The organism is Pedobacter sp. Leaf132, from assembly GCF_920984695.1.
Lineage (GTDB): Bacteria > Bacteroidota > Bacteroidia > Sphingobacteriales > Sphingobacteriaceae > Pedobacter.
The window spans coordinates 662,237-675,376 of sequence record NZ_CAKLBO010000001.1 but is presented as its reverse complement, the minus strand read 5'-3'; the positions used below and the strand labels follow the sequence as shown (position 1 = coordinate 675,376).

Sequence of the window (13,140 nt, the reverse complement as noted above, 5' to 3'; positions counted from 1 at the left end):
TAGAAAACTAAATTAAAACCATGGAAAACAGTAACAAAACCCGCTACTCAGACAGTGAACTTCAGGAATTTAAAGAATTAATTCAAGATAAATTACGCAGTTCTAAAGAAGAACTTAATGCATTAACATCATCATTAAGCAACCCAAACGCTAATGGCACAGAAGATACATCTGGCGCTTACAAAACTTTAGAAGATGGTTCTGCAACAATGGAAAAAGAACAAATCAATCAATTAGCTGCCCGCCAGAAAAAATTTATTGATAACCTTGAAAATGCATTGGTTCGTATCGAAAACAAAACCTATGGCATTTGTCGCGAAACAGGTAAACTAATCCAAAAAGAACGTTTACGTGCGGTTCCTCACGCTACTTTGAGCATGGAAGCTAAATTAAAGCAGAATTAATGAAAGGCTATACAAAACCTTTAATTGTTATCTTTTTAGTTTTACTTGCCGACCAGGTTTTAAAAACGTGGATTAAAACCCACATGTACCTTGGGCAGGAGTTTAACATTATAGGTAAATGGTTTATTATCCATTTTACCGAGAACAATGGTATGGCCTTCGGCATGGAATTTGGCGGGGAGTTTGGTAAACTGGCTTTATCTTTATTTAGAATTGTTGCAGTTGCCGGTATTGGTTATGGTTTGCATTATTTAATTAAACATAAATACCATCGCGGTTTAATTATTAATGTTGCCCTTATTTTTGCAGGCGCATTAGGTAATATTATCGATTCGGTATTTTACGGCAAAATTTATGGCTACGAAGGTTTGTTTCACGGCCGTGTTGTAGATATGCTGTACTTTCCAATAGCGCAAGGGCACTTTCCAAGCTGGATTCCAATTTGGGGTGGCGATGAATTTGTATTCTTCCGCCCGGTATTTAACCTTGCAGATGCCGCCATCTCAATTGGTGTAATACTTATTTTAATCTTCCAAAAAAATTATTTTAAAGAAGATGTAAAAGATGAAGTAAGCATCAATAGTGAGATTGTAGAAGATTGAGACTTGTAATTCTGAGTTTGTCGAAGAACAACAACGATTTATATAAATCCCATTTCTTAATTGAAATGGGATTTTTTTTATTCCCGTCATTGCAAGGCACGAATTAGTCTTAATACTGTAGCAAATCCAAAGGAGATTGCTTCGTGCCTCGCAATGAAGAATGGGCTAAAGTATGTTTTTTGAAAAGCAATCCCGCTACTAAAATCAATGTTTCTTCCCGCTATCCTTACTGCCAATGAAGCCTGTACTTTAACCATCTTTCCACTAAAAAATAACGAAAGAATTGAGCCGCATTGGCATTCATACTATCGGGTTTATTAACTTTGGGTACTGCTAAGAACTACAGATGCATGGCGTCAAACAAAATGATAAATTTTCTTGATATAACTTACTTAAACGCCGGAAACGAAAGGCAAAAGAAAGCTTATCTAATTCTATCCAAAAACAATATTTTAGAAAAGCTTAATCGCTTCGCTCCCATTCTGGTTGGTACCATCCCCATTAATATCGACATTGAAAAAAGTGATTTAGATATTATTTGCTGTTTCATTGATAAAGAAGAATTCAAAAATCACCTCGTAATGTTATTTCAGCATGAACAAGGCTTTATCATTTCAGAAAACGCTACTTTCAATTCAATAAAAGCTAACTTTTTTATCGACGATTTTGAACTTGAAATTTTCGGACAAAACATTCCAACACAACAGCAAAATGCTTATCGCCACATGTTAGTTGAACATAAATTGCTTTTAGAAAAAGGCGAAGATTTTAGGCAGCAAATTATCGCCTTAAGAAAGCAAGGTTATAAAACCGAACCAGCATTTGCAAAGTTGTTGAATTTACAAGGAAACGCTTATGAACAACTTTTGAAGTTGGAAACATAAGTTACACAAAGGCGGTCGTCATTGCGAGGCACGAAGCAATCTCAGCTTCAAAATAGATTGCCTCGTTCCTCGCAATGACGTGGTGGCTAAAGCATAATACCTCTTAACCTAGTTCCTAATTGAATCGAATATCCTATTAGTCGTCATTTCGACTGGAGCGTAGCGAAATGGAGAAATCTTTGTAAATAGATGCATTTCCAAAGATTTCTCCGCTAAGGTCGAAATGACGACCAAATCCATAAATCAATCTTTAAACAACAAACAAATTATATAACCAATAAAATAAGCCAGTAAATCGTAAACTGAAAAGTGAGTGCCCAAAACAATTGTCCAAAAATTACTATCCTGCAAACCTAACCAATTTACATAATGAGTTGCCTGTAAAAACTCAATAACAAAAGAAAAAATCAAGACACCTAAAGCCAGATTTTTATAATTCGTTTTCAGGAAAATTCTAAAGAAAGCATACATCAAAACCACAACCAAAACATCACCACCAAACGGACGGATAAAAGCATCATCCAAATATTTTGCTATTAAAACTTCTACAATAAAAATCGCCAGAAAAATAAATAGAAATTTTAGGCTGAAGGTTAATTTCATTGTTAAAATAGCATCGGTTCGAGCGAGGTGGAAAGAAAGATTGGCGTTTATCATTGCGAGGCACGAAGCAATCTCTAAGCTTAGATTACTTCGTGCCTCTCAATTGAAGAGAATCGACAAAAGTTCTTAATCAATTATATCGAAACCCATATATTTGACCAAAGCTTCAGGAATTTTGATGCCGTTTTCTGTTTGATAGTTTTCTAAAATTGAAGCAACAATACGTGGCAACGCTAATGCACTTCCATTTAAGGTATGCGCCAATTGCGTTTTCCCTTCCTTACCCTTAAAACGAATTTTTGAACGGTTACTTTGGAAAGTTTCAACATTTGATACTGAAGAAACTTCTAACCAACGCTCTTGCGATGCGCTCCAGGTTTCCATATCATATGTCATTGCAGAACCGAAACCCATGTCGCCACCACACAAGCGTAAAACGCGATAGTGCAAGCCTAATTTTTGCAATAAGCTTTGTACGTAAGTACTCATATCTTCCAGTGTTTCGTAAGATTTATCCGGGTGAGTTACCTGAACCAATTCTACTTTATCAAATTGATGCAAACGGTTTAAACCACGAACATGAGAACCATAAGAACCCGCCTCTCTACGGAAACATGGCGTGTATGCTGTATTTTTAATTGGTAAATCTTCTTCCTTTATAATAACATCGCGGTACAAGTTTGTAACCGGAACTTCCGCTGTGGGAATTAAGTATAAATCATCAACAGTTGAATGGTACATTTGTCCTTCTTTATCTGGCAACTGACCAGTTCCGAAACCAGATGCCGCATTTACCAAATGTGGTACCTGCACTTCTTTATAGCCCGCAGCAATTGCTTCATCTAAAAAGAAATTAATCAAAGCACGTTGTAACCTCGCCCCTTTTCCTTTATAAACCGGAAAACCTGCGCCAGTAATTTTAACGCCGAGTTCAAAATCGATTATATCATATTTTGCTGCCAATTCCCAGTGCGGTTTTGCATTTTCAGGTAACTGAGCTGGAGCTCCATGTACCAAAACCACTTCATTCTCTTCAGCGGTAGAACCTTTAGGCACTAAATCGTGAGGTAAATTTGGCAGCAATACCAATAAATTAAATTGAGCGGTTTCGAGCTCATTTAATTTTTCGGTAAGCATTTTAATATTTTCTTTGTGCGATGCTGTTTGTGCTTTAATGGCTTCGGCTTCTTCCTTTTTGCCGGCACGCATTAAATCCCCAATTTGTTTGGCAGCTGCATTTGCTTCAGCAGAAAGGCTATCAAGCGAAGTTTGAGTAGAACGACGGTCTTCATCAATTTTGATGATTTCATCAACCAACTCTGGTTGTTTAAAGTTACGCTTACTCAAACGTTCTAAAACTTTCTCTCTATTTTCGCGGATATAGTTAACTTGCAGCATTATTTAATTTTTTAGCAAAGATAATAATTAAGTCGTCATTGCGAACGTAGTGCGGCAATCTCTCTCCAAAAAGATTGCTTCGTCGTTCCTCCTCGCAATGACGAGCATACAAAAAATATGGACGGCAAACTATTTCTCGTACCCACACCAATTGGCAACCTCGAAGACATGACTTTTAGGGCAATTCGAATATTAAAAGAATGCGATTTAATTCTTGCTGAAGATACCCGAACCAGCGCACCAATGCTTAAGCATTTTGGCATTGATAAAAAGGTTTTCTCTCACCATCAACATAACGAACATAAGGCAACATCTGAGATTATAAAATTTTTACAGGAAGGGCAAAAGATTGCTTTAATTTCTGATGCCGGAACACCTGCCATTTCCGATCCGGGTTTTTTTCTTGTCCGCGAAGCGATAAAAAATAATATTGCAGTTGAATGTTTACCTGGCGCTACTGCATTTGTACCTGCTTTGGTAAATTCTGGCTTACCTGCTGATGCTTTTTGTTTTGAAGGATTTTTACCAGTAAAAAAAGGCAGACAAACGAAATTTAAAAAACTAGCAGAAGAAGAAAGAACGATTATACTTTATGAAAGTCCGCACCGTTTATTAAAAACTTTAGAAGAATTTGCACAATACCTTGGTGAGGATAGGCAAGCATCTGTAAGTAGAGAATTAACAAAAATGTTCGAAGAAACGGTTAGAGGAACTTTAGTGGAGATAAAATCACATTTTGAAAACAATGTTTTAAAAGGAGAATTTGTAATTTGCATTGCAGGAAAACCTGCATCGAAAAGTAAAAATAAATACAATGAAGCTGATTAACGGCTCAAATTAATATTTAAAAAATGATAAGCATAGATAGATTCTTAAGTGACGAACAAGACCCGAAAGCTGTAGAAAAGGTTATCGGTAAACTAAACGATCTTTTAACAGCAGGCGAGGAAATATTATACCTGGCTGTTCAAAAAAAGCCGGCTGTAAACTTGTTGCCAGATAGCATTGCAGTATCAAACAAAAGAATTTTTTATTGTGAGCCAGGTAATTTAGGTTTGACAATGAATTTCAAAGACATTTCATGGAAAAGTGTTAAAGAAGTTTCTTTTAAAGAGGAGTTTTTCGGCTCTAAATTTATTTGTGTGCCACAGCATGGAGAAAACATTGTTACTGAGTTTATTCCGAAAGTACAAGCCCGGAAATTACATCAGGCCGCAAATCAGCAATTAGAGGCCTATAAAGAGTTGTTACATCAGCAAAAGTTAGAGGAAAATCGTGCTATGGCAACAACTGCTAGTACAGCACCGCAGGCTTTTGCCGATATTGCTCCTGTAGAAAAAATAATTGCTGAGCCTGAGCCTATTCAAATTGCAGAAGTTGTAGAAGAACCGGAAGACGAAACAACATTAAAACTACGTAAGCTTAAAACTTTGTATGATAAACATTTGATAACTCAAGAAGAGTACGAAGCCAAAAAAGCAGCTATTTTAGATAGCTTGTAGAAATAGATTTCCCAGTACTGTCACGTTGAGCTTGTCGAAACGCATTACAATCCTTCGACAAGCTCAGGATGACATCTCGCCTAATCAGGCTAAATTATGAGCAAAAAACAAACCTATCTATTAGCATTATTAAGCGCATTTCTACTATGGCTTGCATGGCCACCAATGCCATTTACAACACCTTTATTGTTAATTGCCTTAGTTCCGCTACTTATTGCACTGGAAGATATCTCCAAAAGAGAAATTAAAAAACGCGGAAGAGCTATTTTTTTAACGGCGGGTTTAACGTTTTTAATCTGGAATTCGGCATCAATCTATTGGGTTTATAATGCTATAAGTGCATATAATGGAAAAATTATCGCCATTCCGATTTCGCTTATACCCTATGGTTTAGGTGCTTTATTAATGACATTTGCCTTTTGGCTCTTTTACAGGTTATCTAAATATACAAGTAAGAAAATAGCCTATTTGGGCCTAATTTCTTTTTACATTGCTTTAGAATATTTACAGCAAACCTGGGATTTAGCTTTCCCTTGGATGACCTTAGGTAATGGCTTAGCAGGCATGCATCAACTGGCACAATGGTACGATAGCACAGGTATTTATGGTGGTTCTTTATGGATTTTGTTAAGCAACATCGTAGCTTTTGAAGCTTATAAAAAACTAAAATCGCAAATCGGATATTTAAAATACAGAACTGCAGCAATTTGGGCAGTAATTGTTATCATTCCTATCGGGATTTCGTTAACCAAATATTACAATGCAGAGCAAAAAGGAACGCCAAGCAATGTTGTTGTTGTACAGCCTAATATAGATCCTTATCAAAAATTTGAAAGTATTTCTGCTAATGAACAACTTCAAATTTTAACGCATTTATCTGATTCGTTGGGGCAAAGCAATACCGAATATTTTATCTGGCCTGAAACAGCCTTGCCAACTTACGACGATGAAGACCGAATTCACAATTCTCAAACCTTACAAAATCTTCAAAATTTTTTAAGTAAGTATAAAAACGGAACGCTCATTACTGGTATTGAATCAATTAAATGGTACCCTCATAAAAAAACACTTTCTGCAAAACCCAGGGATGGAATGTTTTACGATAATTTCAACTCGGCCATGCAGGTAGAAAATTCTGCTAACGTTCAATTTTATCATAAATCCAAATTAGTGCCTGGGGTCGAAAAAATGCCTTTTCCTAAAATATTTTCGTTTTTAGATGGCGTTTTTGCTCAACTTGGTGGCGCAGTAAGTGGTTGGGGATGGCAGGAAGAACCTAGCGTATTGTATGCGCAAAGCGGTATAGGTGCGGCGCCTGTTGTTTGCTATGAGAGCCTTTGGGGCGATTGGATTGGCAAACAGGTAAAAGATGGTGCACAGTTCATCGCAATTATTACCAACGATGGCTGGTGGGGAAATACTTCAGGAAAATCTCAACATGAAATGTATGCCAGATTGAGGGCTATTGAAACCCGTAGAGATGTGGCACGTTCGGCCAATACCGGAATTTCATGTTTCATTAATCAAAGAGGAGATATTTTAAAGAGTACAAAATGGTGGACTAGAACTGCAATAAAGGCAGAAATTAATTTGAATGATGAAATTACTTTTTACGTAAAAAGTGGTGATGTGATTGCCAAATTACTTTGTGTTGCAGCTATTATTTTAGCCATGATTATTCCATACAGAAAATGGGTGAAGAAATAAAAAATACGCTTACTTCGCAATACGCTTACGTTTTATATTCAAGAAATACCATAATTGAATATATAAAAACCATGAGCATTGAAGATTTTTTAACTGAAAATAGCAGCTTCGGTCGTGGCTCTATTCGCAACCTTTTAGTACACATTTGCGATACTTATGCCGCGTGGATTGGTTTAAGAGCATTAAACATCCAGCAAGAGTTCAAGCCTTTTTCATATTATAAAGATATCGCTGATTGCATTACTTATTTTGAAGAGATTGATAGCTACATAAATACTTTCCTTCACAAATTTGAAGGCAGTTACGAGACTGAAATTGAAATCCAAAGAAATGGCGATATACTTAAGATATCACCATTAAGGTTATTTACACATACCATTACACACGAGTTTCATCACAAAGGGCAAATCATGTCGCTAAGCCGACATTTAGGCTACACACCTGTAGATGCAGATATTATCCGTTAATAAAAAATTATGAAATCAAAGCAAACGGTTCGTTTAGTGCTTTTAACAATTTTACTGCTTCTAAATATTGGTTGCGATCAAATTTCGAAAAACATTGCCAGAAATAACATCAGCGAATACGAACATATTAGCATTATCAAAGATACTTTTACACTAACTAAAGTAGAAAATAGTGGCGCCTTTTTAAGTCTGGGCGACCAAATGCCCTATATTTTTAGGTTAATAATTTTGACCGGATTGCCGCTTTTATTTTTAGGTTACGGAATGTTTTATCTTTACAGCAAGCCAAAGCTCCCAACAAGTTTTCAAATTGCATTATGCTTTTTAATTGGTGGTGGTATTGGAAATTTATACGATAGAATTAAATACGGTTCGGTAACTGATTTTATGCACCTCGATTTTAAAATTTTTGAAACAGGCGTTTTCAATTTTGCCGATATTTCTATTATGATTGGCGTTGGAATTTTGCTAATTCAGTCGCTAATGGCGAATTGGAAGACATTTACAAGCAATCAACCCGATTCAAATTAATTCTCGTATAGCTTGAAACAAATTTCTTAATCTGTACTTGCATTTTATCAGCAAACATATAATTATCTTTATCTGTTAACAATCTAAAATCAACTCAAAATTAAAAAAGATGAAAAGAAATGCTACAGCCGTTTGGCAAGGTTCTATTAAAGAAGGCGCTGGTAATATTACTACGCAAAGCACAACTTTAAGCAATACACAATACTCTTTCAATTCGCGTTTTGCCGAAGGTGTTGGTACAAACCCTGAAGAATTAATTGCAGCGGCACATGCTGGATGTTTTACCATGAAACTTTCTGCAAACTTAGGCGAAGCTGGTTTCACTGCAGATAAATTAGAAACGAAATGTGAAATCAATTTAGATCCATCAAAAGGTGAAATTGTTGAATCGCATTTAACATTAACAGCTTCAATACCAGATATCACTCAAGAAAAATTTGACGAATTGGTTGCAGATGCAGAAAAAAACTGCCCGATTTCTAAATTATTAAACACTACAATTAAGGTTGATGCAACTTTAGTATAGAAGACAATCATTTTAAAAAAGCGCTTGCAGAAATACAAGCGCTTTTTCTTTTAAATCAAATCGAAGGCTCTGGCATATTTTGAAATTTCAAAAGAGGATTTGGTATTCAGTTTATCGCGGATATTTCTTCGGTGCGTATCTACAGTTGTTGGCGATATGTGTAATTCATTGGCAATTTCGTTAGAACTTTTGCCCAAAGCCATTTCTTTTAAAATCGTTTTTTCACGCTTGCTCAATTTAGAGAAACTTCCGTAGTTGTTTCTGAGGAAATTATTTTCATCTAATAATCTATCAGCTTTTGCAGCCATGTGATGCATCGCATCAATTGGTATAGATATGGTTAATGATAAGAGTGGTAATCCGGCATCATCTTTCATAAATATTTTAGTACTCGATAAATGCCAACGCCAGCCATCAGTATCCGGAAACCTTAATTGTTGGTAATAACTTAAGGTATCTTCATGGCGATTTGATTCCATAAAAGCAATGATTTTCGGCACATAATCCCTTGCATCCTCCGGATTAAAATACCTATGATAGTATTCGGTATTACTTAATTCGCAAACATCCTCTAAACTCAATTTAAGTTGATCCAAACCTCGCTTATTCATATAAGCAACTTCCCAGTTTTGAGTTTCATGTACAATGACAACACCGGGCAAATGTTCAAAAGATAAGGAATGCTGGGTTATCAAACGCCGCATTTCGCTGGTAAGGATAGGTTTGTAGTAGCTTAACATTAATAGAGAGGTTGGGATTATACATGCAAATTACTTAAAATTAGACAGATAGCCCAAGCCCTCCCGAATATTTTTAAACTAACTCAAATATTTTCCTACAATCGGCATCCGCCTGCCCATTCCAAAAGCTTTTGGAGAAACCCTCAAAATTGGTGGCGTTTGGTAACGTTTAAATTCGGCAATGTTAACCATTTTTAAAATCCTTGCCACTAAAGCTTCATCATATCCTTGCGCAATTATTGCTTTTGAACCTTGCTTTAATTCGATGTGCTGGTGTAAGATTTTGTCCAGCAAGTCGTAATCAGGCAACGAATCTGAATCTTTTTGGCCTGGCCTTAATTCTGCCGATGGTGGTTTTACTATGGTATTTACCGGAATAATTTCCTTTTCTGTATTGATGTATCTGGCAAGCTGAAAAACCTGTGTTTTGTAAACATCGCCAATTACACCTATTGCACCACACATATCGCCATACAATGTTCCATAGCCCACGGCACATTCGCTTTTATTTGATGTATTAAGTAGAATGTAGCCGAATTTATTACTCATTGCCATATTAATAATTCCGCGAATACGAGCCTGGATATTTTCTTCGGTTAAGTTGAAAGGCAAACCTTTAAAAGCTGGCGCCAGCATATTATCAAAAGCTTCGGCAGCTTCTTTTATTGGAATAATTTCGTGCATGCAACCAATGTTCTCCACCAAATCAAGCGCATCCTGAACAGAATGATCGGAAGAAAATTTAGACGGCATTAAAACGGCCATTACATTTTCTGCTCCAAGTGCACTGCAAGCTAAAGCACAAACCACAGCAGAATCAATACCGCCTGATAAACCTAAAACAGCTTTACTAAAACCTGATTTTTGAAAATAATCTCTAATACCTAAAACCAAAGCATCGTGTATTTGCTCAATATCTGTTAATCGCGGCGCTGCCGGATATTTATTTTTAACATTTTCAATTTCATTTAAATCAAAAACCTGCAAATCCTCTTCAAAATATTTCATTTCTGCTTTGGTAGCGCCTTCAGCATCAAAAACTAAAGAGCCACCATCAAAAATAATCTCTGTTTGCGCACCAACCTGGTTTACGTAAAAAACCGGCAAATTATATTTTTTTGCATTATCTGATAATACTTTTATGCGTTCATCATCATGCGTGTAAGAAAAAGGCGAGGCCGCAATATTAATCATAACATCAGGCTGCTCTTTTATCAACTCATCCATCGGATTTGAAACATACAATGGGTTATCATTTATGTTCCATAAATCTTCGCAAATGGTTAAGGCTATTTTTTTCCCTTTAAATGCTATACACTGAAATTTTGTTGCCGGCTCAAAATAACGATACTCATCAAAAACATCATAGGTTGGCAGCAATGCCTTTTTAGTTACCGCCTTTACCTTTCCATCTTCAATAAAAAAGGCAGCATTAAATAAATCTTTCCCTTGCAAAACATCATTTTTTATGGGTAAACCGATAATACAGGCTATATCTGTACAATGTTCAGCAATTTGCAGGGCAGATTTTTCGCAGAGCGAGATAAATTCATCAAATTCTAAAAAATCGCGTGGCGGATAACCACAGATGGCAAGCTCAGCAAAAACCACCAAATCGGCACCTTTACCTTTTGCAGTTTGAATACTGCTGATTATTTTTTGTGTGTTGGCTTCAAAATTACCAATGTGATAATTAAGTTGAGCTAGAGCTATCTTCATGTACTGTAAAAAATTAAAAGAATATGTCAAAGTTTAGTACAAGGTAACGGTTAATGATCGAGAAAAATTAAAACGGTCATTATTCTTTTCATACCTTATGTGTTTTATATTTGTTTATAATGAAGTATAATATAAAACACCAGCAAATTTATCTAATTTTTCTTTTTGCCTTAGTATTTATTTCCTGTAGGCAAAGCAAACGGCCAGATGTTAGCAATATAAAACTTGATATTAAGATTGAGCGTTTTGAGAAAGAACTATATTCTGGAAAAACAAATGATGTTAATGAAACTGATAAAAAGCTAAATACAAAATATGGTGTTTTTTATGATGATTTTCTTCATAAAATTCTGGATAGTAGATACAGCAACACCGAATCTTTAGCAAATTTATATGCCGATAAAGCTTACACAGATTTAACAAAAGAAGTTGATAGTGTATATCCAAATTTAAAGGCTCAGGAAGAAGGCTTAACCGAAACCTTTAAGTACATCAAATACTATTATCCGAAAGCAAAAATTCCTAAAATTATATCTTTTGTATCTGGCTTTGCTTATCAAATGCCAGTCGGCGATAATTATTTAGGCATAGGCTTGGATATGTTTTTAGGAAAAGACAGTAAATTTTACACGGCCATAGTTAAAAGTGTTCCACTTTACTTATCGAAGAGATTTGCTCGTGAATACATTATACCGCGGGTTGCAGAAACCTATGCACATGAAGAACTTTTTCACGAACCTGATGAGAACCGGACGCTCTTATCGAAAATGATTTTTCAGGGGAAAATTTTATATTTCTTAGACCAGGTTTTACCTGAAAATATTCCAGATTCTATAAAAATTGGTTACACAAACAACCAACTCGGTTGGGCACAGAATTTTGAAACAGATATATGGGCATACTTTTTGGAAAACAATTTCTTGTATGAAACCGATTACCAAAAAATACAGGTTTTTCTTTCTGAAGGCCCGTTTACTCCCGGATTGGGTGAAAACCGAGATTCGGCACCAAAATTGGGCGTATTTACAGGATGGCAAATTGTAAAAAAATATATGGAAACCCATCCTGATGTTACTTTGCAACAGCTTATGGCAGAAAATGATGCACAAAAAATATTGAATCAATCAAAATATAAACCCAAACGGAAATAATCTGCAATAAAATTGATGTAATAATTCAACAATACCAAAGTCTAACATATAAGATAATTAGTACCGAGCCAATGACAAATCAACCTATTAAAGAAGCGATAATAAAACCAAAAAAAGTTGGAATTGTACTATCAGGCGGCGGAATCAGAGGAATTGCACATTTGGGTATTTTAAAGGCATTTAGTAATCTAGGCATAACTTTTAGTCAAATTAGCGGTACAAGCGCAGGTGCAATAGCAGGTTCATTTTTTGCAGCAGGAATAGATCCTGAAGAAGGACTGAATATATTTCTGAAAACAAAATTATGGCGTTTTGTTCGTCCGGCTGTTGGTTCATTGGGATTAATTAATATCGAAAATACATCCTTAATATTAAAAGAGTATTTCCCTAAAGATTCTATTGAGAAACTTAAAATTCCATTAACAATTGCGGCTGTAAACTTTAGCGAAGGCAGATTGGTTTATTTTACTAAAGGACCTTTAATTCGGGCTATTCATGCATCAAGTTGCATTCCAGGTATTTTTAAACCGATTATGATTGATGGCCAGATGTATGTTGATGGCGGAATTTTAAATAATTTTCCTGTTGAACCATTAATGAACGATTGTGATTTTATCATCGGTTCATCCTGCAATCATCTAAAAGCAGTAGATAAAATTACGGGTATAACAAATTTGCTAGGTCGTGCCGGATTAATGTCTATAAACCATGATATGGAGCGTAAAGCGAAATTCTGCAATGTAGTTATCGAACCAAAAGGCTTAGGCGCCATTAGCACCTTCGATATGAAACGTGCTGAAGATATTTATTGGTTGGCGCACGAAGAAGCCTTAAATGTTATTAAAAACACACCAGCGATTAGAGAATTGATTACGAAGTGATATATGAAGCCCGATCTTATCCGTC

At 35.7% G+C, this 13,140-nt stretch carries 15 protein-coding genes; 11 read left to right on the top strand and 4 right to left on the bottom strand.

The window, feature by feature from the left end:
* Positions 1-20 precede the first annotated feature (20 nt).
* The 3 genes from LUA86_RS02950 to LUA86_RS02940 all read left to right on the top strand — a co-directional run bounded on the left by LUA86_RS02950 (position 21) and on the right by LUA86_RS02940 (position 1,890).
* Entirely contained in the window at positions 21-404 is a 384-nt protein-coding gene (locus LUA86_RS02950) for a TraR/DksA C4-type zinc finger protein (protein WP_231459062.1), read from the top strand.
* On the top strand, positions 404-1,006 hold the full coding sequence (locus LUA86_RS02945; RefSeq protein ID WP_231459061.1) for a lipoprotein signal peptidase: 603 nt from the start codon (positions 404-406) through the stop codon (positions 1,004-1,006). Before LUA86_RS02950 ends, LUA86_RS02945 begins: the two co-directional genes overlap by 1 nt.
* Positions 1,007-1,371: 365 nt before the next feature.
* Positions 1,372-1,890 (top strand): DUF4269 domain-containing protein, encoded by a 519-nt coding sequence (locus tag LUA86_RS02940; protein ID WP_231459060.1) that lies wholly within the window; start codon positions 1,372-1,374, stop codon positions 1,888-1,890.
* A 243-nt stretch (positions 1,891-2,133) separates the two neighbouring features.
* Here LUA86_RS02940 and LUA86_RS02935 read toward each other — a convergent pair whose 3' ends face one another.
* On the bottom strand, positions 2,134-2,493 hold the full coding sequence (locus LUA86_RS02935) for a DUF2809 domain-containing protein (RefSeq protein ID WP_231459059.1): 360 nt from the start codon (positions 2,491-2,493) through the stop codon (positions 2,134-2,136).
* Positions 2,494-2,619: 126 nt separating this feature from the next.
* Complete coding sequence (gene serS / locus LUA86_RS02930) at positions 2,620-3,891, bottom strand: serine--tRNA ligase (protein WP_231459058.1); 1,272 nt, start codon at positions 3,889-3,891, stop codon at positions 2,620-2,622.
* Positions 3,892-4,008: 117 nt separating this feature from the next.
* Here serS and rsmI point away from each other — a divergent pair, with 117 nt between their 5' ends.
* From rsmI to LUA86_RS02900, 6 genes are all read left to right on the top strand, one after another.
* On the top strand, positions 4,009-4,719 hold the full coding sequence (rsmI, locus tag LUA86_RS02925; RefSeq protein ID WP_231459057.1) for a 16S rRNA (cytidine(1402)-2'-O)-methyltransferase: 711 nt from the start codon (positions 4,009-4,011) through the stop codon (positions 4,717-4,719).
* Positions 4,720-4,742: 23 nt separating this feature from the next.
* On the top strand, positions 4,743-5,393 hold the full coding sequence (locus tag LUA86_RS02920; protein WP_231459056.1) for a PH domain-containing protein: 651 nt from the start codon (positions 4,743-4,745) through the stop codon (positions 5,391-5,393).
* A gap of 96 nt (positions 5,394-5,489) precedes the next feature.
* A complete protein-coding gene (gene lnt / locus LUA86_RS02915) occupies positions 5,490-7,100 on the top strand; it encodes an apolipoprotein N-acyltransferase (protein ID WP_231459055.1) in 1,611 nt (536 codons plus the stop codon).
* Positions 7,085-7,567 (top strand): DinB family protein, encoded by a 483-nt coding sequence (locus tag LUA86_RS02910; protein ID WP_231459054.1) that lies wholly within the window; start codon positions 7,085-7,087, stop codon positions 7,565-7,567. Before lnt ends, LUA86_RS02910 begins: the two co-directional genes overlap by 16 nt.
* A gap of 9 nt (positions 7,568-7,576) precedes the next feature.
* A complete protein-coding gene (gene lspA, locus LUA86_RS02905; protein ID WP_231459053.1) occupies positions 7,577-8,098 on the top strand; it encodes a signal peptidase II in 522 nt (173 codons plus the stop codon).
* A gap of 109 nt (positions 8,099-8,207) precedes the next feature.
* Positions 8,208-8,624 (top strand): OsmC family protein, encoded by a 417-nt coding sequence (locus LUA86_RS02900; protein ID WP_231459052.1) that lies wholly within the window; start codon positions 8,208-8,210, stop codon positions 8,622-8,624.
* Between the two features lie 50 nt (positions 8,625-8,674).
* Here the strand turns inward: LUA86_RS02900 and LUA86_RS02895 are convergent, their stop codons facing one another.
* Both LUA86_RS02895 and LUA86_RS02890 read right to left on the bottom strand, forming a co-directional pair.
* Positions 8,675-9,364, bottom strand: coding sequence for a response regulator transcription factor (locus LUA86_RS02895; RefSeq protein ID WP_231459051.1), 690 nt, complete (start codon positions 9,362-9,364; stop codon positions 8,675-8,677).
* Positions 9,365-9,442: 78 nt separating this feature from the next.
* Positions 9,443-11,083 (bottom strand): NAD+ synthase, encoded by a 1,641-nt coding sequence (locus tag LUA86_RS02890; protein ID WP_231459050.1) that lies wholly within the window; start codon positions 11,081-11,083, stop codon positions 9,443-9,445.
* Between the two features lie 119 nt (positions 11,084-11,202).
* Between LUA86_RS02890 and gldB the strand changes: the two genes are divergently transcribed.
* Complete coding sequence (gldB, locus tag LUA86_RS02885) at positions 11,203-12,234, top strand: gliding motility lipoprotein GldB (RefSeq protein WP_231459049.1); 1,032 nt, start codon at positions 11,203-11,205, stop codon at positions 12,232-12,234.
* Between the two features lie 71 nt (positions 12,235-12,305).
* Positions 12,306-13,115 carry a patatin-like phospholipase family protein gene (locus LUA86_RS02880; protein ID WP_231459048.1) on the top strand — a complete coding sequence of 270 codons (810 nt, stop codon included), beginning with the start codon at positions 12,306-12,308 and terminating at the stop codon, positions 13,113-13,115.
* The last annotated feature ends 25 nt before the right edge of the window (positions 13,116-13,140 follow it).